The 20,030-nt window shown below is 59.0% G+C and carries 22 protein-coding genes and 1 riboswitch; of the genes, 18 read left to right on the top strand and 4 right to left on the bottom strand.

The window, feature by feature from the left end:
• Positions 1 to 31: 31 nt before the first annotated feature.
• Both MED193_RS01370 and MED193_RS01365 read right to left on the bottom strand, forming a co-directional pair.
• Positions 32 to 1,069, bottom strand: a complete 1,038-nt coding sequence (locus MED193_RS01370) for a TRAP transporter substrate-binding protein (protein ID WP_009807827.1) — start codon at positions 1,067 to 1,069, stop codon at positions 32 to 34.
• Positions 1,070 to 1,097: 28 nt separating this feature from the next.
• Positions 1,098 to 2,288, bottom strand: coding sequence for a M20 family metallopeptidase (locus tag MED193_RS01365; RefSeq protein ID WP_009807826.1), 1,191 nt, complete (start codon positions 2,286 to 2,288; stop codon positions 1,098 to 1,100).
• A 146-nt stretch (positions 2,289 to 2,434) separates the two neighbouring features.
• Here MED193_RS01365 and MED193_RS01360 point away from each other — a divergent pair, with 146 nt between their 5' ends.
• The 10 genes from MED193_RS01360 to benD all read left to right on the top strand — a co-directional run bounded on the left by MED193_RS01360 (position 2,435) and on the right by benD (position 12,867).
• Positions 2,435 to 2,923 (top strand): MarR family winged helix-turn-helix transcriptional regulator, encoded by a 489-nt coding sequence (locus MED193_RS01360; protein WP_009807825.1) that lies wholly within the window; start codon positions 2,435 to 2,437, stop codon positions 2,921 to 2,923.
• A 49-nt stretch (positions 2,924 to 2,972) separates the two neighbouring features.
• Positions 2,973 to 3,058, top strand: a riboswitch (glycine riboswitch).
• 100 nt (positions 3,059 to 3,158) lie between these two features.
• Complete coding sequence (locus MED193_RS01355) at positions 3,159 to 4,442, top strand: D-amino acid dehydrogenase (RefSeq protein WP_009807824.1); 1,284 nt, start codon at positions 3,159 to 3,161, stop codon at positions 4,440 to 4,442.
• A complete protein-coding gene (gene bhcB, locus MED193_RS01350; protein ID WP_009807823.1) occupies positions 4,442 to 5,395 on the top strand; it encodes a beta-hydroxyaspartate dehydratase BhcB in 954 nt (317 codons plus the stop codon). The genes MED193_RS01355 and bhcB overlap by 1 nt, the downstream gene beginning before the upstream one ends.
• 14 nt (positions 5,396 to 5,409) lie before the next feature.
• Positions 5,410 to 6,576 carry a 3-hydroxy-D-aspartate aldolase BhcC gene (gene bhcC / locus MED193_RS01345; RefSeq protein WP_009807822.1) on the top strand — a complete coding sequence of 389 codons (1,167 nt, stop codon included), beginning with the start codon at positions 5,410 to 5,412 and terminating at the stop codon, positions 6,574 to 6,576.
• 115 nt (positions 6,577 to 6,691) lie between these two features.
• On the top strand, positions 6,692 to 7,657 hold the full coding sequence (gene bhcD / locus MED193_RS01340) for an iminosuccinate reductase BhcD (protein ID WP_009807821.1): 966 nt from the start codon (positions 6,692 to 6,694) through the stop codon (positions 7,655 to 7,657).
• A gap of 190 nt (positions 7,658 to 7,847) precedes the next feature.
• On the top strand, positions 7,848 to 8,996 hold the full coding sequence (locus MED193_RS01335) for a muconate/chloromuconate family cycloisomerase (RefSeq protein ID WP_302621663.1): 1,149 nt from the start codon (positions 7,848 to 7,850) through the stop codon (positions 8,994 to 8,996).
• Between the two features lie 71 nt (positions 8,997 to 9,067).
• Positions 9,068 to 10,456, top strand: a complete 1,389-nt coding sequence (benA, locus tag MED193_RS01330; RefSeq protein WP_009807819.1) for a benzoate 1,2-dioxygenase large subunit — start codon at positions 9,068 to 9,070, stop codon at positions 10,454 to 10,456.
• Positions 10,457 to 10,468: 12 nt separating this feature from the next.
• A complete protein-coding gene (benB, locus tag MED193_RS01325) occupies positions 10,469 to 10,996 on the top strand; it encodes a benzoate 1,2-dioxygenase small subunit (RefSeq protein WP_009807818.1) in 528 nt (175 codons plus the stop codon).
• 72 nt (positions 10,997 to 11,068) lie between these two features.
• The gene (gene benC / locus MED193_RS01320) at positions 11,069 to 12,091 is read left to right on the top strand and encodes a benzoate 1,2-dioxygenase electron transfer component BenC (protein ID WP_009807817.1); all 1,023 of its coding nucleotides are present in this window, start codon (positions 11,069 to 11,071) and stop codon (positions 12,089 to 12,091) included.
• On the top strand, positions 12,088 to 12,867 hold the full coding sequence (gene benD / locus MED193_RS01315; protein ID WP_009807816.1) for a benzoate diol dehydrogenase BenD: 780 nt from the start codon (positions 12,088 to 12,090) through the stop codon (positions 12,865 to 12,867). Before benC ends, benD begins: the two co-directional genes overlap by 4 nt.
• A gap of 118 nt (positions 12,868 to 12,985) precedes the next feature.
• Here the strand turns inward: benD and MED193_RS01310 are convergent, their stop codons facing one another.
• Together MED193_RS01310 and MED193_RS01305 are read right to left on the bottom strand one after the other, a co-directional pair.
• A complete protein-coding gene (locus MED193_RS01310) occupies positions 12,986 to 13,885 on the bottom strand; it encodes a LysR family transcriptional regulator (RefSeq protein WP_009807815.1) in 900 nt (299 codons plus the stop codon).
• Positions 13,886 to 13,981: 96 nt separating this feature from the next.
• Complete coding sequence (locus MED193_RS01305; protein WP_009807814.1) at positions 13,982 to 14,857, bottom strand: dioxygenase; 876 nt, start codon at positions 14,855 to 14,857, stop codon at positions 13,982 to 13,984.
• A gap of 50 nt (positions 14,858 to 14,907) precedes the next feature.
• Between MED193_RS01305 and MED193_RS22815 the strand changes: the two genes are divergently transcribed.
• From MED193_RS22815 to MED193_RS01275, 8 genes are read left to right on the top strand one after another with little or no spacing between them, the layout of a single operon-like run.
• The gene (locus tag MED193_RS22815; RefSeq protein WP_157041248.1) at positions 14,908 to 15,099 is read left to right on the top strand and encodes a hypothetical protein; all 192 of its coding nucleotides are present in this window, start codon (positions 14,908 to 14,910) and stop codon (positions 15,097 to 15,099) included.
• 3 nt (positions 15,100 to 15,102) lie between these two features.
• Positions 15,103 to 15,504 (top strand): hypothetical protein, encoded by a 402-nt coding sequence (locus tag MED193_RS01300; RefSeq protein WP_009807813.1) that lies wholly within the window; start codon positions 15,103 to 15,105, stop codon positions 15,502 to 15,504.
• Positions 15,501 to 16,358, top strand: a complete 858-nt coding sequence (locus MED193_RS01295; protein ID WP_009807812.1) for an alpha/beta fold hydrolase — start codon at positions 15,501 to 15,503, stop codon at positions 16,356 to 16,358. Before MED193_RS01300 ends, MED193_RS01295 begins: the two co-directional genes overlap by 4 nt.
• Before the next feature lie 29 nt (positions 16,359 to 16,387).
• Entirely contained in the window at positions 16,388 to 16,531 is a 144-nt protein-coding gene (locus MED193_RS22810) for a DUF1289 domain-containing protein (protein WP_157041246.1), read from the top strand.
• 60 nt (positions 16,532 to 16,591) lie between these two features.
• A complete protein-coding gene (locus MED193_RS01290) occupies positions 16,592 to 17,452 on the top strand; it encodes a 3-keto-5-aminohexanoate cleavage protein (RefSeq protein WP_009807810.1) in 861 nt (286 codons plus the stop codon).
• A complete protein-coding gene (locus tag MED193_RS01285; RefSeq protein WP_009807809.1) occupies positions 17,449 to 18,153 on the top strand; it encodes a CoA transferase subunit A in 705 nt (234 codons plus the stop codon). Before MED193_RS01290 ends, MED193_RS01285 begins: the two co-directional genes overlap by 4 nt.
• A complete protein-coding gene (locus MED193_RS01280; RefSeq protein ID WP_009807808.1) occupies positions 18,153 to 18,776 on the top strand; it encodes a 3-oxoacid CoA-transferase subunit B in 624 nt (207 codons plus the stop codon). Before MED193_RS01285 ends, MED193_RS01280 begins: the two co-directional genes overlap by 1 nt.
• Positions 18,769 to 19,977 (top strand): benzoate/H(+) symporter BenE family transporter, encoded by a 1,209-nt coding sequence (locus MED193_RS01275; RefSeq protein WP_009807807.1) that lies wholly within the window; start codon positions 18,769 to 18,771, stop codon positions 19,975 to 19,977. The genes MED193_RS01280 and MED193_RS01275 overlap by 8 nt, the downstream gene beginning before the upstream one ends.
• Positions 19,978 to 20,030 lie beyond the last annotated feature (53 nt).

Here is a 20,030-nt window from a genome sequence, read left to right as displayed (position 1 = left end):
TCCCGGCCTCCGCTAGTGCTTCACACTCGGCTCATTCGCCAGCGAGCGACTTGTAGGTGTCGTTGTAGAACGTCAGCATCGCCTGCGGATCCGCGACACCGGCGGCTTTCGCGGCTTCCACCCAGTCGGCGACCATTGTGTCGTAGATCGTATCCACCGCAGCGATCAGCTCCGGCGAGGCCTCCACGATGTCATGACCAGCTGCGCCCAGTTTCTCGGTTGCGGCAGGGTTCTGCAGGTCGAAGTTTTTGCCCCATGCCGCCGAAAGCTCTTCACCGATGATGCCTTCGATGGCGGCCTTGTCTTCGTCTGAAAGGCCGTCCCACTTGGCGCCATTCATGATGACAAAGAAGGTCGCGTCGTAGAAACCGTTCGGGAAAATCGTGTGGTGCTTCAGGCTGTCCTCGAGGCGGAAGTTCACCACGGATTCCATGGTGTGCAGGGAGCCGTCGATGACACCGCTTTCCAGCATTTCATAGGCCTTCGTCGCCGGTGCTGCGACAGGAACCGCACCAAGCGACGTCAGCAGTTTTTCCTGAATCGGCCCACCCATGCGGAACTTTACGTTGGCCACGTCCTCAGGCGAGGTCACAGTCTCGGACCCATGATGCAGTTGACCACCACCGAACATGCCGACGCCAAGCATTTTGACACCGTCAAAGGCTGCGTTGTCGGCAAGGTAAGTCTCGTAGGTTTGCCAAAGGGCACGGCTTTGAGCCTCGGCATTGGTGCCTGCATTGGGGAATTCGGCAAACCACATCGACACAAAGCGCTCGGGCTCATATGTGAAGTTGCCCCAGGTGATGTCCGCGACACCGTTGCGGGCGAGTTCCCAGTGCTGGGGCGGGCTGGCCAGCGGAGCGGGCAGGATTGTAACGGTCACACGGCCTTCGGTGACTTCGGCCACTTTCTCGGTGAAAGGCACCAGGAAATCGGTGTGGACGAAATGGGTCGGCGGCACCCAGGACGACATGGTCAGAACCTCGGCACTGGCGATCTGAGCCGTGGCGGACACGAGGGCTGTTGCGGCGACCGCGCCCTTGAGCATTTTTGTGGTGAAGTTGATCATCTGGATCCTCCCTAGGATGATATCTGATTCAGGTCAGTTTGTGAGAGTTGAGCGTCTTGCTCGTGCGGAGCTTTGCCAGATCGGCAAAGATAGCGGCTCCGACCGGGATGATGTCCGGGTCAAAGACGAATTCGGGGTGGTGCGGGGCGTAGCCGCCTTGGCCGATGAAGAAATACGCTCCGGGGACGATCGACGAGAGTTCGGAGAAATCCTCGGAGGCCATCAAGTTGCGTGCGTTTTCGACGACACGCTCCACCCCCACAACGCGAGTTGCGGATGAGACGGCAGCGGATACGCATGTGGGGTCGTTCAACGTGACGGGTGCCACCTTTTCGACGTCGATCTCAATGAGAACGCCAAACAGCAGCTCGGTCGCGCGTACAGCGTCCTGAAGCAGATCGGCGAGGCGGTCACGCACCGTTGAGGACGTCGTGCGCATCGTGCCTTCCAGCCGGACAGCCTCTGGTAGAATGTTCCGCGCAGTGCCGCCTTGAAACAGACCAAAGGAGATCACGCCTGCTTCCCGCGCATCCACCAGACGGGTCGTGGCCTGCTGGACGGATGTGATCAGTTGTGCCGCTGCGAGGATCGCATCTTCGCCGGTGTGTGGCATGGATCCATGCGCTCCGTTGGCACGGATCGTAACGTCGATATTGTCCGCCGAAGACAGAGCTGCCGTAGTAGGAATGCCTACCTGACCGGCAGGCAAGTCAGGTGAATTGTGAAGCGCGTAGATTTCATCGCAGGGGAAACGATCGAAGAGGCCGTCAGCGATCATGGCGCGGGCACCGGTCAAGAGTTCCTCGGCAGGCTGAAAGATGAAGCGGACCGTCCCGTCGAATTGCCGATGCTCTGCGAGGTAGGCGGCGGCCGTCAGCGCGGTGACCATGTGTCCGTCATGCCCACAGCCATGAAATCGGCTGGGGTCTTCGGAGGCGTAGTCTACCTTGGCCTTTTCCTGCATCGGCAGCCCGTCAAGCTCAGCGCGGAATGCAATACAGCGACCGGGTGACTCTGGTGACGCGTCCTGACCATGCAGTGTACCAACGACCCCGGTACCGGCGATGCCCGTCACAACCGTGTAACCTAATTCGCTCAAACGATCAGCTACAAAGGCAGCTGTACGCGCGACTTCGAAGCCGGTCTCTGGATGGCGGTGCAGGGTCTGCAACCAGTTCTGCGATGTTCTGCTTTGTGTCTCGTACCAGGTGGTGAACATCTTCTTAGACCTCCGGTTAGTCGCAAGATAAGAATGTTGCACGGCGATACTTGTCATGCAAGATAGTTTCTTGTTAAGACTATTTTGTGTGGAAAGCAGGGTAAGAGATGATACCTTTCCGGTATCAAAGACAGGGGCAGTGAATCGTGCAGAGCGACAAGACATTCAAAAATGAACGCCTGACTTACCGGCTGAACATCGTTGCGCAGGAGGCGATCCAAGCTAATGATGAGATTTTCCTGAGCGAGACGGGATGTCGAATTCGCGATCTGCGTGTCTTGCGACTGATTGACGACACACCCGGCACTACATTCGCGAAAATCTCAAAAATAACGGGTTTTGATAGAAGTTTGACCTCACGCATCATTCAAAATTTGATCGCTTCTGGATTGATTGAGCGCGAAAACTCTACCGAAGACGCACGCGTATTCCTGCTCTCTACAACGTCGAAGGGGAAAAAGGTTCGGCAAGTAGCCCGACGCTTGTCAGATCGATTAGAGGTAATCCTGACGGATCCACTGTCCGCACAAGAGTTGCGGGCTTTCAATGAGATTCTCGCACGTCTGGGCGCATGGGTGACCTCGGAAGACTATCAATCCGCGTTGACTCAAGAGACCAATAAAGGCTCACGCTAAAATAGTCTTGACATGAGAATACCTGCGATCTAGTGGTATTTCAGCCTACCAAGCTGTCACAGGAGAGGCCGACCCAGTCGGCGCCGAAGGAGCAACCCCCCGGCACCTCTCAGGCAAAAGGACTGTGATCAGCGCGGCGATCTGAAGTGCGTTTCGGGACAAAGCCCGTGACCTGCGACAGAGGGGATTGGACCTGCCATCCGGCAGGACGAAACCTGGGTCGCGGGAGGATACCATGACCAGAATTGCTGTAATCGGCGCCGGGATCACCGGCGTTACAACTGCGTCCAGCCTGATGGACCGGGGCTATGACGTCACCTTGTTTGATCGTAACCGCTATGCGGCGATGCAAACGTCTTTCGCCAACGGAGGCCAGCTCTCGGCATCGAATGCCGAGACCTGGACCCGCTGGTCGACAGTCTTTAAGGGCATGAAATGGATGCTGAGCCGCGGGGCACCGCTGCTGGTTAACCCAAAGCCCAGTTGGCACAAGTACAGCTGGATGGCCGAGTTCGTGGCCTCGATCCCGCAATACCGCGCCAACACGGTCGAGACGACCCGCATGGCCATTGCTGCACGTGGCCTGTTGCGCGACAAAGCCGAGCGCCACGGATTCGAGTTTGACTGCGAGAACCGTGGTATCTTGCACATTTATACCGACAAATCGGAATTCGATCACGCGACCGAGGTCAACACGCTGTTGGCCGAGGGCGGGCTGGACCGCCGCGCGGTTGCCCCCGAAGAAGTTCGGCAGATCGAACCCGCGCTCAGTGGAGAGTTTTACGGCGGCTATTACACCGAAAGCGACTTTACCGGCGACATTCACCGCTACACAACGGGCCTCGCCAAATCCATCGAGAAGGGTGGCGCGGTGCTGCGGTTCGGGACTGATGTCGAGGCGCTTGCCGTGGACAAGAAAGAGGTGCGCCTCACCTGGAGCCGGAACAACGAAAGCCAGACCGAGACCTTTGACGGCATTGTTGTCTGTGCGGGCGTAGAAAGCCGCGCCATCGCGGCGCAGGTCGGCGACCGGGTGAACGTTTATCCGGTCAAGGGATACTCGATCACCGTGCGGCTTGATGACGAAGAAAGCCAGAGCGCCGCACCATGGATCAGCTTGCTGGACGATGAAGCCAAGGTGGTCACCAGCCGCTTAGGTAAAGATCGTTTCAGGATCGCGGGCACGGCGGAGTTCAATGGATATAACATGGACATCCGCGATGACCGCATTCGCCCACTGGTGAAGTGGTGCGAACGGTTTTTTCCCGATGTGAGCACCGAGCACGCGATCCCGTGGGCGGGCCTGCGCCCGATGATGCCGAATATGATGCCCAGGGTAGGGCAGGGCGCGCGTGACCGTGTGTTCTACAACACCGGACATGGCCACTTGGGTTGGACCCTGTCCGCCGTCACCGCGGAGATGGTGGCCGAGACCGTCGCCGCGTCCAATACAGTCAACTGCTCAAAGACAACGTCGGCGAGAACGCCCACCACTCTAGCATCTCAGGGAGCCGTATGATGTACATCCCAACCTACGACGATATGCTCGCTGCGCATGTCCGGATCGCGCCGCATATCCGCCGCACGCCGGTGCGGACATCCGACTATCTGAGTGACCTGGCGGGTTGCCAACTCTTCTTCAAGTGCGAGAACTTCCAGGAACCCGGTGCGTTCAAAGTACGCGGGGCCACCAATGCGGTCTTCGGGCTGGATGACGCGCAGGCCGAAAAGGGCGTTGCGACCCATTCTTCGGGCAACCATGCGTCCTGCCTGTCTTATGCGGCAATGCTGCGCGGCATTCCCTGCAACGTGGTGATGCCGCGCACCGCACCACAGGCCAAGAAGGATACGGTGCGCCGCTATGGTGGCAAGATCACGGAATGCAAACCATCGACCACATCACGCGAGGCGACTTTTGCCGAAGTTCAAGCGAAGACAGGCGGCGATTTCGTCCACCCGTATAATGATCCCCGCGTGATTGCGGGACAGGGCACCTGTTCAAAGGAGTTCATGGAGCAGACTGACGGTCTCGACATGGTCGTGGCGCCAATTGGCGGCGGCGGCATGATCTCGGGCACATGCTTGACACTCTCAACCCTGGCCCCGCAAACCAAGGTGATCGCGGCCGAGCCAGAGCAGGCCGACGATGCCTACCGCAGCTTCAAGGCGGGACACATCATCGCCGATGACGCGCCCAAGACCATCGCCGATGGCCTGCTGGTGCCGCTCAAGGAACTGACCTGGCATTTCGTGTCAAACCACGTCTCCGAGATCTACACGGCGTCCGAACAAGAAATCATCGATGCGATGAAGCTAATTTGGAAGCATTTGCGGATCGTGATGGAGCCGTCATCTGCCGTCCCGCTCGCGACCATTCTCAAGAACCCCGACGCGTTCGAGGGCAAGCGGGTTGGCATCATCATCACCGGCGGCAACGTCGATCTGGACAAATTGCCCTGGGCATTGGGCTGACAAGGAGACTTCCCATGAAAGATTCTATTGATTTCGACGCCTACGAAGTTGGTTTCGATATTCCCGCCAAGCCCGGCATGGATGCGGCCGATATCCAGACACCTGCGTTGGTCCTTGATCTGGACGCGCTTGAACGTAACATCAAGAAAATGGGTGACTATGCCAAGGCGCATGGCATGCGGCACCGCGCACATGGCAAGATGCACAAGTCGGTCGATGTGCTGAAGCTGCAGATGGAAATTGGCGGCGCGATTGGCGTCTGCTGTCAGAAGGTTTCCGAGGCGGAAGTTTTCGCACGCGCGGGCATCAAGGAAATACTGGTCTCCAACCAGGTTCGCGATCCGGGTAAGATCGCCCGACTTGTCCAACTGCCGAAGTTCAGCGGCGGCGAAGTTATTGTCTGCGTCGACGATGTGGCCAGTGTTGCCGACCTTTCGTCGGCGGCGAAAAATGCCGGGACAGAGCTGGGCGTCTTCATCGAGATCGACTGCGGGGCAGGGCGCTGTGGCGTCACGACAACACCGGCGGTTGTCGAGATCGCCAAGGCCGTCGTCGCGGCCGACAATCTGACCTATCGCGGCATCCAGGCCTATCAGGGCGCGATGCAGCACATGGACAGCTTTGACGACCGCAAGGCCAAGATCGACACGGCTATTAGGCAGGTTCAGGATGCCGTGAACGCGCTGAAAGACGAGGGGATCGAGACCGATCTCGTGTCGGGCGGCGGGACAGGTTCCTACTATTTCGAGTCGAATTCGGGTCTCTACAATGAACTCCAGTGCGGCTCTTATGCATTCATGGACGCAGACTATGGCCGCATCCTTGACCAGGACGGAAAACGGATCGATGCCGGTGAATGGGAAAATGCCTTCTTCATCCTAACCAGCGTGATGAGCCACGCCAAGGCGGACAAGGCGATTTGTGACGCGGGTCTCAAAGCACAATCCGTCGACAGCGGACTGCCGTTCATCTACGGGCGCGATGATGTTGAGTACGTGAAATGCTCGGACGAGCACGGCGTGATCGCCGACCCCAAGGGCGTGTTGAAGGTCAATGAAAAGCTGAAGCTTGTGCCCGGCCACTGTGATCCGACGGCCAACGTGCATGATTGGTATGTCGGCGTGCGCAACGGCAAAGTCGAAACCGTCTGGCCTGTGTCCGCGCGGGGGCGGGCGTACTGAACCTGCCCGCTGGGGCAGGTCGGGCCAGCCCTCTCCCCGCTGGCCCTCCGCCCGTGCGCAACGCGATCCTCTCTGCGACAGCGTACGGGCGGATCAAGACAAATAGGAGATTGAAATGCTGATCATACCTGAACAGGAAATCGCTGATTTGATGACACGTGCGGCCGCCTTTGAGGCCGTTGAAAGTGTCTTTGCCGCAATGGCCTCTGGCGATGCCTACAATTTCTCCGTGGTCCGCGAAGCGATCGGTCACGAAGACGCGCTTTATGGCTTCAAGGGTGGTTTTGACAAAGCTGGCCTGACACTCGGGCTGAAGGCTGGAGGGTATTGGCCAAACAATCTGGAAAAGCGCGGTCTGATCAATCACCAGTCCACGGTGTTCCTGTTCGACCCGGATACCGGAAAGCCCTCGGCGATGGTGGGCGGCAACCTGCTTACGGCCTTGCGGACCGCAGCTGCCTCTTCAGTCTCGATCAAGCATCTGGCCCGTGAAAATGCGACGGTCATCGGAATGATTGGTGCGGGCCATCAGGCGACCTTTCAACTGCGCGCGGCACTCGAACAGCGCTCGTTCGAAAAGGTCATAGGCTGGAATTACCACCCGGAGATGCTGCCCAATATCGAGAAAGTGGCCCGCGAGGCTGTCTTGCCTTTCGAAGCAGTGGACCTTCCCGGCATGGTCGAGGCTGATGTGATCATCTCGATCACCAGCGCCTTTGCGCCGTCGTTGATGGCGGAACACGTCGGCCCTGGTACGCACGTCGCCTGCATGGGCACGGACACCAAAGGCAAGCAGGAGGTCGAGGCCGCACTGTTGGCCCGCGCTACGGTTTTCACCGACGAAGTGGCGCAATCGATCTCAATCGGCGAGGCCCAGCACGCGGTGGCGGAAGGGTTGATCGAACAGAGTGACATTCATCAGATCGGCGCGGTGATTAACGGGACAAACCCGGGCCGCATATCGGACGATCAGATCACGCTTTTTGACGGAACTGGTGTCGGCCTTCAGGACCTCGCGGTTGCGTCGGCTGTCGTAGATCTCGCGGTGGAAAAAGGCGTTGCGATTGAGGTGGATTTCTAACGCCGGTTGCCACCCCCAGAAAAAACCGAGATTTCTTCAGGCGTCGCGCGTTGCGGCGCCTGATGATTGCCGACCGAACTTAGGTTCTGTCATCCCAGGGTATCACCCAAGACCCCACCCATCATCGACAGAATCCAGCTTGGGCGGGCAATCTGCATCTCAACGAAACTTTGCAGATGTGGTGAACCCAGTGACCAAGATCGACCAGATCGAGACCCTGATCCTCGATATCCCGACCATCCGAGGGCACGTACTCTCAATGGCCACAATGCGGACGCAGACCGCGGTTCTGGTCAAGATCAAGTTTTCGGACGGGTCCGAAGGTATCGGCGAAGGGACAACGATCGGCGGGTTGAGCTATGGTGCGGAAAGCCCCGAAAGCATCCAGTCCGCAATTGATACCTATATCGCTCCGGCTCTGATCGGTCGCGGCGCTGACGATGTGAATGGCGCGATCCAGCTTGTCGACAAGATCGTCAAGGGCAACCGCATCGCAAAGACGGCGGTCGAAATCGCGCTTTGGGACGGATTGGGCAAACGCCTGAATGTCCCGGTGTCGCAGCTTTTTGGCGGTGCTGTACATGACAAGCTACCGGTCGCGTGGACACTGGCGTCGGGCAACTCCGACACAGACATCGCCGAAGCCCAGGAGATGATCGAAACGCGCCGCCACAACATCTTCAAGCTGAAGATTGGTAAACGGTCGGTTCGTGACGATGTGGCTCACGTGGCGCGGATCAAGGAAGCCGTGGGGGATGCCGCGAGCGTGCGCGTCGACATCAACACCGCCTGGTCGCTGCAGGATGCACGCTGGGGGCTGAAGGGTCTGCAGGACGCCGGATGCGAGCTTGTCGAACAACCCGTTCCCGCGCGTTATCGCAAGGCAATGGCCGAACTCACCAGTGGCTACGAGATCGCCGTCATGGCGGACGAGGCGCTGAATGGCCCGGAGGATGCTCTCGAAGTGGCAGCGGCACATGCCGCCGATGTCTTCGCTGTCAAGATTGGACAGTCCGGTGGACTCAAGCGCGCATCCGAGGTTATCGCGATCGGGCAGTCGGCGGGTCTTGGCCTTTACGGCGGTACGATGCTGGAAACCGGATTGAGCACCGCCGCAGCGCTCCAGCTGTTCTCAACGGTCGAAGATCTGGCTTGGGGAACGGAGTTGTTCGGCCCGCTTCTGCTGACAGAAGATATTCTCGCTGAGCCGATTATTTACTGCGATTTCTGCGTCGATATCCCCAAAGGAACAGGTATCGGCGCAACGCTCGACCCCGACAAAATCGATTTCTTCCGCCGTGACGGCGGGCGGACCATTAAGGCCGTCGCCGGACAGTAACCGAGCGACACGATATCAAACCCAGCCACAACGCACCAAAGGCGTCACGGCAGCCAGGAGGAGGACCACACATGTTTACTCAATCGAATCTCGATGAATTCGAGGCGCGCCTTGATGGCGCGATCCAGGACGACCCGGAGAACGGCATTTTCCGTTGCCGTAGGGACATCTTCACCGACGAAGAGCTGTTCGAGCTTGAGATCAAGCACATCTTCGAAGGCAACTGGATGTACATGGCCCATGAGAGCCAGATCCCGGAGCCGGGCGACTATTTCACGCTGACCATGGGTCGCACGCCCGTCGTTATCACCCGCGACAAGGACGGCGAACTGCACGCGCTGGTCAATGCCTGTTCACACCGGGGCGCGCAGCTCTGCCGCTTCAAGCGCCGCAACCAGAAGACCTTCACCTGCCCGTTCCACGGCTGGACCTTCTCGAACACCGGCAAGCTCCTGAAAGTCAAGGATCCGAAGGGCGCGGGCTATCCTGAGCAGTTCAACAAGGATGGCAGCCATGACCTGACCAAGGTCGCTCGGTTCGAAAGCTATCGCGGTTTCCTGTTCGGGTCGCTGAATGCGGATGTGAAGCCGCTGGAAGAGTACCTTGGCGAAGCCCGCAAGATGATCGACATCATGGTTGATCAGGCCGATGAGGGTCTGGAAGTGCTGCGCGGATCGTCAACGTATACCTATGACGGCAACTGGAAGCTGCAGGCCGAAAACGGTGCGGACGGCTACCACGTCTCGGCCGTGCACTGGAACTATGTTGCCACCACCGCGCACCGCACGGATGATGGCAAGGAAGACAACATCAAGGCGACCGACGCCTCGAAATGGGCCAAGCAGCGCGGCGGGTTCCACGCCTATGAGAACGGCCACATCCTGCTTTGGACCGAATGGGCGGACCCGACCAATCGGCCCGGCTATCCGCGGCTCGAGGAATGGACCGAGAAGTTCGGCAAGACCAAGGCTGACTGGATGGTTGGCGTGCTGCGCAACCTCTGCCTTTATCCGAATGTGTTCCTGATGGACCAGTTCAGTTCGCAGATCCGCGTCTTCCGTCCGATCAGCGTCAACGAAACCGAGGTCACCATCTACTGCATCGCCCCCAAGGGCGAGAGCCAGGAAGCGCGCACCCGCCGCATCCGCCAATACGAGGATTTCTTCAATGCCTCCGGCATGGCGACACCTGACGACACAGAGGAATTCCGGGCCACGCAGCGCGGCTATGCCGGGGCATCCCATGCAAAGTGGAATGACCTGACCCGTGGCGCAACCCAATGGATCGAAGGCCCGGATGAAGACGCCAAGGCCCTGGGCATCAACCCGGTCATGTCCGGTGCCCGCACCGAGGACGAAGGTCTCTTCGTCATCCAGCACAGCAACTGGTCCGAGCGCATGGGCGAAGCCATCGCCAAGGAACGCGAAACAGCACCCGGCGCGGCTGTCGCGGCTGAATGAAGAGGAAACGACATGAATACCGCAACACTTGAACGCAATGACGCCGCCACGGCCATGAGCTATGACGAAATACAGGCTTTTCTCTTCGCAGAGGCCCGTGCTTTGGACGATCGCGAATGGGACACCTGGCTGACCTTCTATCACAAGGACTGCCCGTTCTGGATGCCGGCGTGGGATGACTACGACACGCTGACGGAAGACCCGCAGAACGAAATGTCTCTCATGTATTACCCCAACAAGCAGGGGATTGAGGACCGTGTTTTCCGGATCAAGACAGACCGGTCGTCGGCGACCTCTCTGCCGGAGCCGCGCACCAACCACTACCTGTCGGGCATCGAGGTGCTGAGCCGGGAAGGCAGTGAAATCAAGCTACGTTTCAACTGGCAGACGCTGAGCTATCGCTATGGCAAGACCGACCAGCACTGGGGCACGTCGTTCTACACGATCGACACCAGCGGTCCCAAGCCACTGATCACCGACAAGAAGGTGGTCCTGAAAAACGATCACATCCACCACGTGATCGACGTTTATCACACCTGATCCCGGCAATCCGGAACAGATCAAATCCCCGCGCACCCGTTCAGGGGTGCGCGGCAAAGGGAGGAGCACGCCATGACGACCTACAACATTGCCCTGAATTTTGAAGATGGTGTGACGCGCATCATCCAGTGCGATGACGATGAGAAGGTGACCGATGCGGCCTTCCGTCAGAAAATCAATCTGCCGATGGATTGCCGCGACGGCGTCTGCGGTACCTGCAAGTGCTTTGTCGAGAAAGGCGAGTACGAGCTGGAATTCTACATGGACGAATCCATGAGCGACGAGGAAGCCGAAGAGGGCTATGCGCTCACGTGCCAGATGACGCCTGAAAGCGATTGCGTCGTGCGCGTCCCGGCCTCGTCTGCAATCTGCAAAACCGCGCCGGAAGCTGTCGAAGCTGAAGTGCAAGGTGTGGACCAACTCTCCGAGACCTCTTTCGGCCTTCGGGTGAAGTTGTCCAAACCCATCGGCTTTTTGCCGGGCCAATACGTGAACCTGACGGTTCCGGGAACGGATAAGCATCGGTCTTACTCTTTCTCGTCTGCGCCGGGTGCCGACGAAGCGACCTTCCTGATCCGCAACCTGCCGGGTGGTGTGATGAGCAGCTACCTCGGCGGGCAGGTCAAAGCGGGTGATGCATTGACGGCAACCGGCCCCATGGGTGCTTTCTACCTGCGCCCGATCGAACGCGCACAACTGTGGCTCGCGGGCGGAACGGGACTGGCGCCATTTCTGTCGATGTTGGAACAGGTGGCGGAGCAGGGCTCTGACCAACCCATTGTCCTCTACTATGCCGTGACCCGCGCCGCTGATCTTGTGGAACTTGACCGCGTCAACGCGCTTGCTGAAAAGATCGGCAATGTCACTGTGATAACAATCCTTGCGGCCGAGGAAGACGCCCACGAGCGCAAGGGCTTCGTCACCGATCACGTGACGGCCGAGGATTTGAATGACGGCGATTGTGACGTCTATCTGTGTGGCCCGCCTCCGATGGTCGACGCAGTGCGCACGCATTTCGACGAACTTGGCGTAGCGCCCGCCAACTTCTTCTATGAGAAGTTCAACCCGACCGAGGCCGCTGAGGAAGCCGCATGACACGTCGTTTCGAAGACAAGGTCATGGTCGTAACCGGTGCCGCGCAAGGCATCGGTCGCCGCGTTGCAGAACGCGCAGCCAGTGAAGGTGCCAGCGTGCTGATCGTAGACCGTTCGCCCGCCCGCAAGGACGTGGTCACCGCGATCCGAGACGCGGGCGGCACGGCCGAGGCGATCTCGGTCAATCTGGAAACATGGGCTGGGTGCGAAAAAGCCATGCAAAAGGCTGTGGACCTGTGGGGCCGGATCGACATTCTGGTGAACAACGTTGGCGGCACGATCTGGGCCAAGCCATATGAGCACTACGAGCCGAAACAGATCGAAGCCGAAGTACGTCGGTCGCTTTTTCCAACGCTGTTCTGCTGCCGCGCCGCGATCGAGCATATGTTGCCATGCGCAAGCGGTGTGATCGTCAACGTTTCGTCGATCGCCACGCGCGGTTTGAACCGCGTCCCTTATGCTGCGGCAAAGGGCGGGGTCAACGCGATCACGGCAAGTCTTGCCTGGGAAGTGGCCGAACGCGGGATCCGCGTTGTTGCGACAGCGCCTGGCGGCACCGAAGCGCCTCCGCGCGTCGTTCCGCGCAATCCGAATGCGGAGGAGGAACAGCGTGAGGATTGGTACCAGACCATCGTCGACCAGACCATCCAGTCCTCTTTGATGAAGCGCTACGGCACGCTTGACGAGCAGGTTGGGCCAATCCTGTTTCTGGCGTCGGAAGATGCGTCTTACATCACGGGCGTCACTGTTCCTGTTGGCGGAGGGGATCTCGGCTAGATCCGGAACTGTCTGGAAAAGATGCAACGACCTGCAACTTCTGCTTTTGGGGCTGGCGCGGATCTAATTGACCCTCGCCAGATGGTATTTGCAGGTTTCTGATCCGTCCGACCGGAGGCTATTTCTTCACAGGGCTCTTTCGCGCCACTTTCTGTGCGATGTTGACGAAATTCTTCACGTGTACACCCTGTTCATCGACACGGTAATTGACCGATAGCTCGGTGCGCGCGATCTCCGGCTCGATGTTGAGGAACTTCATACCTTTGCGCGGCGCGTTGGAGACGGACTCCGGAACGATGCATACCCCTTCTCCGACCGCGACGAGGCTCAAGGCGGTTTGAAGATCCATGCACCACAGGCGCATCGGTGCCTTGAAGCCCGCATCTTCAACAGCTTTGATCACCATATCCGCATAGCTCGGACGGGGGCGTTCTGGATAGAGGATCAGATTATGGGTCATGAGGCGTTCGAGTTTCGCGACCGTGCGGTTACCCGTGTCAACGATATCTGGCAAAGCGAGGATCAGTTTTTCCTCGACGAGATGTTTTGAAAGGAACTCGGGGTCCTTGAGCGTCGGGCGTGCAAAAGCCACGTCTATTTCACGAGAGACGAGCGCCCTGTAGAGTTGCGCGTTGTTCATCGGAGTAAGGCTGAGATTCATCTCCGGGTAATTCGCGCGGTATGACCGGATGATGTTTGGCAGAATTCCGAATGTCGCCGATCCGACGAAGCCGATCCGAAGGCGGCCTTCCGCTCCCTGGCCCAGCCGCCGCACTTCGAGCCGTGTATCCTCCAACTGCGCCACGATTGCCTTTCCCCGCTTGAGGAGGCGTTCGCCGGCCTGTGTCAGAGTGATCGCGCTGCGCCCCCTATTGAAGAGAATTGCCTCCAGTTCGTCCTCGAGCTGCTTGATCTGTCGGCTGAGTGGCGGTTGCGCCATATCGAGGCGCTCGGCGGCGCGCCCGAAATGCAGTTCTTCGGCGACCGCTATAAAATAGGTCAGCTGTTTGAAATTCATTTTTACTGCCCTCCCAATATCTTAGGTTACGCCAAACCTCGAAACGAAAAAAGGCCCCCACATAGTGGGGGCCAGTCTTCAGGGAGGCATCGGGGATTATTCGGCGGCGACGGCCTGCTCGGAGACGCCTTCCTTGAGCACGAAGTCGAATTCGAAATGCAGGTCGGTGCCCAGGTCCTTGTCGGCAGGCTTGAACTTGCCGATCAGGCTTTCTTTGACGGCGAACACGCTGTCTTCGTCCAGCCACGCGCTGTCTGCATCATAGATCTGGCTGATCAGCGGGCGGTAACCGTCTTTGGAAATAATGAAGTGCATGTGGCCGGGGCGGTTCGGGTGGTGACCCATGAAGCGCAGCAGCTCGCCAGCAGTTTCATCATCCGGGATCGGATAGGGGACCGGGCGGACTGCAACAAAGGCGTAGTGGCCGTTCTCGTCGGTCTCGAAACGGCCCCGCAGGTTGTATTCTGGCTGATCCGGGTCGAGGTTTTCGTAGATGCCGTTTGGCGCATCTTCCCAGACATCGAGCGTCACGCCTGCGATGCCGTTGCCGTTCTCATCCTTGATGTAGCCTTCGAAATAAGCGGTTTCCTCATTGTCGAAGTGCTTCTGGATGGTCGACGCACCTTTGGGCAGGACCGGCGGGTTCTCACGGTAGAATGGGCCGAGCACGGTGGACTCGCTTTCGCCACCTTCGACCGGGTTGGTCATCATGTCGACCAGAACCTCGATGCCGAGAATATCGCCCAGAAGGATGAATTCCTGGCGGTTGTCGTCGCAAAGCTTGCCGGCGCGGGCAAGGTAATCGCAGGCGGCAAGAAACTCGTCGTGCTGCAGTTTCACGTCCTTCACGAAGGCGTGCATGTGCTTGATCAGGCCGGTTGCGATCTCACGCTCGCGGTCAGTGATGTCGCCATGCTTGCCGAGGCTGTCGATCACGACGTCGGTGATGTTGTCTTGGTTGACGATGCCCATGGGTATTTCCTCCTCCTGGCAGTCTGAATGTCCGGTAGCGAGGTGCGTCAATGCCCCTCGTCGCAAAAACAGACTTCACCGAATCCCGTGCTTACCCAATGCCCGCTGCGGTATCGGGTGATACCGCCAGTGAGCTGCTCGTTGCGCGATTACAAAAACCCTGCGGTCAGCAACGTAGAGTATTGAGCCATACCCTCTATGGCATGGCACCGGCGCGGCTGATCGTGGCAGCTATGGGATAGCTTATGAACGCATGGGAGACCAAGGTGATCAATACCTTCAAGCAAATTCAAACGCGCCTTGAGGCAACGCCGCATTTGCAGCGCCTTGGCCGGTTGTTTTCCGAAACGGTTCTGATCGAGATCGACGGGAACGAATACTACCTGACCTTCGAGAAAGGTCACATCGTGTCCGTCGTCGAAGGTCCCAGCCGCAAAACGCCTTGGCGCTTTGCGTTGCGGACAGATGCAGAAGCGTTGGACAAGTTCTGGCAGGCGCGTCCCGAACCCGGTTTCCACGACATATTTGGCCTGGTGAAGATCGGCCGTGGCCGGATCGACGGCGACATCCTGAGCCTCGTGAAAAACCTGCGTTTCTTCAAGGAAGTCTTGGGCCTTGCCCGCGCGAAAGAGGAGGTGGCAGCATGAGCATCGAACCCATCACTGGCCGCTATGTCACCGTCATGATCGAAGGGGCCCCCCGTCGCATCTATTTCGAAGAGGCGGGACAAGGCCGTCCCGTCATCTGCCTGCATACTGCGGGCGCGGATACCCGCCAGTGGCGTCACCTGATGAACGATGCCGAGATCACGACGTCGAACCGTCTGATCGCGTTCGACATGCCATGGCACGGCAAGTCGCTGCCGCCCGAAGGTTTCGAAACCCAGGAATACCTGCTGACGACCGAAGCCTACATCGAGACGATTCTGGCTGTGATCGACGGGTTGGGTCTGGACCGTCCCGTGCTGGCGGGCTGTTCGATGGGTGGGCGCATCGCCCTACAGCTCGCGGCGCTGCATCCTGAGAAATTCAGTGGTTTCATCGCGATCGAGGCGTCGGATTTCCAGCCCGCCTGGTATGACATTGACTGGTTCCATCGCCCTGACGCTCACGGCGGCGAAATGGGCGCGGCACTCGTTTCCGCGAATATCTCGCCCTATGCGCCCGCTTCCGAGCGCTGGAACACGCTGTGGATGTTCATGCAGAGCGGACCCGGTGTCTTCCGGGGCGATCTGAGCTTTTACACCAAGGACGACAGCCTGATCCCGCGCTTGCCGACCATCGATACGGCACAGACGCCCGTACACATCATCGTCGGCGCGTACGACCTGACCTGTACGCCGGAAGACGCCGAGCGCACGGCCAAGGCAATTCCGGGTGCCACTTTGTCCGTCATGGATGAACTGGGCCATTTCCCGATGAGCGAACATCCCGAAGGGTTCCGCCCGTTTTTTGTCGAAGCCCTGGAAAAAATGCCGAAGCGGGCGGCGGAGGCTGCCTGACCGATCAACCCTGCACGGGAGGAGGAGCCATGTGCAAGAACGCGAACAACCCATGCCCTGGATGCAAGAGACACAATAAGGCCGATGTCGTCTGGATGTTCTTCACGGATGAAGAGCGCCAGGCTGCCGAAGCCTCGACCACCGCGCCGAGCCTTGTGGATGAACACTCCTGAGCCCTGATAGACCCAGACACTCCGGACTCCTGCCTGGAGTGTCCAACACGGACGACGATCATGACCAATCCCTGCATTATCTGTGTGGCGATCACGGGCAGCCTGCCCACGAAAGCCAACAATCCGGCTGTTCCGATCAGTGTATCGGAACAGGTGGAATCGACCCAAGAAGCCTTCGAGGCCGGAGCGACCATTGTTCACGCGCATGTGCGCAATGACGATGAAACCCCGTCGTCGGACCCGGACAAGTTTGCCGCTCTGAAGGAGGGGATCGAAAAGCATTGCCCCGGCATGATCATCCAGTTTTCCACCGGTGGACGGTCGGGCGCGGGTCAAACCCGTGGCGGGATGTTGTCGCTGAAACCTGACATGGCCTCCTTGTCGGTTGGATCGAACAATTTCCCGACACGCGTCTATGAGAACCCACCGGATCTTGTCGACTGGCTGGCCAGCGAAATGCTGAAATACGACGTCAAGCCCGAGATCGAGGCCTTCGACCTCAGCCATATTCTCAAGGCCAAAGACATGGCCGACAAGGGCCAGCTCGCCGGAACCCCCTACGTGCAGTTCGTCATGGGTGTGAAGAACGCGATGCCGGTCGATCGCGACGTGTTCGACTATTACATCCACACGGTGCACCGCCTGTTTGGTGACGACGCGCCGTGGTGCGCGGCCGGCATCGGAGCCAATCAGCTCAAACTGAACGAATGGGCCATCGCTGCGGGTGGTCATGCCCGAACGGGGCTTGAGGATAATGTCCGCCTCGACCGCGATACGCTGGCACCTTCGAATGCCGCCCTCGTGCGCCGGGCCGTGGAGATTTGCAACAGAAACAATCGCCCGGTGGCAAGCTGGCAAGAGGCGCGCCGCATTCTCGGACTGCGCCTGTCCGAGAGTGCAGAGAAAGGACACGCAGCATGAAGAAAGTCTATGGCACGGCGGCAGAGGCGCTGGATGGCCTTTTGCATGACGGCATGTTGATTGCCGCCGGGGGCTTTGGGCTCTGTGGCATTCCAGAATTGCTGATCGACGCGCTGGTCGACAGTGGCGTCAAGAATCTGACCGTGGCGTCGAACAATGCCGGAGTTGATGACTTCGGTCTCGGAAAGCTTCTCGCAACCCGCCAGATCAAGAAGATGATGTCGTCCTATGTCGGCGAGAATGCCGAGTTCATGCGCCAGTACCTGGCAGGCGAACTGGAGCTGGAGTTCAACCCGCAAGGGACTCTTGCCGAGCGCATGCGCGCTGGCGGTGCGGGGATCCCGGGCTTTTACACCCAGACCGGGGTTGGCACCCAGATCGCCGAGGGCAAGGAAGTGAAGGTGTGGGGTGAGAAGGAATATATCCTTGAGGAGGGAATCTTTGCCGATCTCTCCATCGTCAAGGCGTGGAAGGCCGACGACACGGGCAATCTGATCTTCCGCAAGACCGCCCGCAACTTCAACCCGCCCGCCGCCATGTGCGGCAGGTTCTGTGTGGCCGAGGTTGAGGAGATCGTTCCGCGCGGGTCCATCGACCCGGACCACATCCATCTTCCGGGTATCTATGTGCACCGCTTGATTCAGGGCGCGCATGAGAAACGGATTGAACAACGCACCGTTCGCAAGCGGGAGGACGCATAATGCCCTGGGATCGCAATCAAATGGCGGCGCGCGCCGCGCAGGAACTCGAAGACGGCATGTATGTGAACCTCGGGATCGGCATCCCGACGCTTGTCGCCAACTATGTGGGCGACAAGGACATCACGCTACAGTCGGAAAACGGCATGCTCGGAATGGGTCCGTTCCCCTTCGAGGGTGAAGAGGATCCAGACCTGATCAATGCTGGCAAGCAGACAATCACCGAACTTGCGCGTACGTCCTATTTCGACAGCGCCACCAGTTTCGGAATGATCCGCGGTGGCAAGATCGCAGCGGCCGTGCTGGGCGCGATGGAAGTGTCGGAGAAAGGCGATCTGGCGAACTGGATGATCCCCGGCAAGCTCGTGAAGGGCATGGGCGGCGCGATGGACCTCGTTGCCGGCGTGGGCCGGGTCATCGTGGTGATGGATCACACCAACAAACACGGTGATAGCAAGGTGCTCAAGGAATGCACCTTGCCGCTAACCGGCAAGGGTGTGGTCGACCGCATCATCACCAATCTCGGTGTGCTCGATGTCACCAACAAGGGTCTGCACATCGTGGAATGTGCGGATGGTGTCAGCCGCGAAGACATCGTCAAGGCAACCGAGGCCACGATTGTCTGATGCGATCGGATATCGGCGACCGCGCCTGAGTGACATCTCCGGTTCCGCAATCGGAGCCGGATTTCTGGCCGTCCTCGTGTCCTATGCAGGGCCGCTTCTCATCTATCTAAGCGCTGCCGAGGCCATGGGCATCGGGAAGGAAGCCTTCTCGTCCTGGGTCTTTGCGATCTCAGTGGCAGCGGGCCTCTCGAGCATAGGTCTCAGCCTGTGGTTTCGCGTGCCCATCGCGATGGCGTGGTCTGCCCCGGGCACAGTCCTGTTGATTGCTCTGGGAACGTCGCTGTCGCCCGCAGAGATGGTTGGTGCCTACATTGCTGTGGCAGCGGTTCTCGTGCTGATCGGTGTGTCGGGGGTGTTCGAACGGCTCGTGCAATTCCTGCCACCGTCCGTGACCAATGGGATGATGGCCGGCATCCTTTTTGGCTTCGGCCTTAAAGCCGCGGGTGGCTTGGCCAGTGACCCAGCAGCAATCGGGCTTCTCATTGCGGTCTTCGCCATGAGTGCCGTCATCTTTCCCCGCTACGCCATGCTTGTCCTGCTCGCCTCGGCTCTGCTCATCAGCGCAGTCTTCTACGACGCCTCGGTAGGCACGGTGAGCCTCGCCTTTGCAAGCCCAGAGGTGACCGGTGCCACCTTCTCTACAGGCGCCATGCTCAGCCTCGCGCTCCCTTTGCTGATCACAACTTTGAGTGGTCAGTACCTTCCCGGTATGGCAATCCTGCGTGCCAGCGGTTTCTCAGTCTCTGCCAACCCGATCCTTATCGTCGGGGGCCTCGTGTCTGTTGCAGGCGCGTTCCTGGGCGGGATCACAACCGCCTTGGCGTCAATCACCGCGGCCTTCTGCGCAGGGCCAGACAGCCATGAAGACCCCGACCGCCGCTATGTCGCGGGCGTGGCGTGTGGCGTCTTCTTCTGTCTCGGCGGACTTTTTGCCGGAAGCATCGTCGAGATCCTGATCCTGTTGCCTTCGGCCCTCATCGCCCTTCTGGCGGGTCTGGCCCTGCTACAGCCAATCCTGAAGTTCACGAGCGCGATGCTGGCTTCGGATGATGTGCAGGCGGGTTTGCTGACCTTCATATTCACCGCATCAGGCGTGTCCCTGTTCGGGATCGGCGCTGCGTTCTGGGGTGTCGTTGTGGGGATCGCCGTCCACTTCCTGACAAAAGCAGTGACGGCTTTGAAGAACGGCACAAAGACCTGAACGAAAGAACATTCATCAAGAGATAGCCAGTTTAGGAACGACAAATGATCGTC

The organism is Roseobacter sp. MED193, assembly GCF_000152965.1.
Taxonomy (GTDB): domain Bacteria; phylum Pseudomonadota; class Alphaproteobacteria; order Rhodobacterales; family Rhodobacteraceae; genus Pseudophaeobacter.
This window is presented reverse-complemented; position numbering and strand designations above follow the sequence as displayed.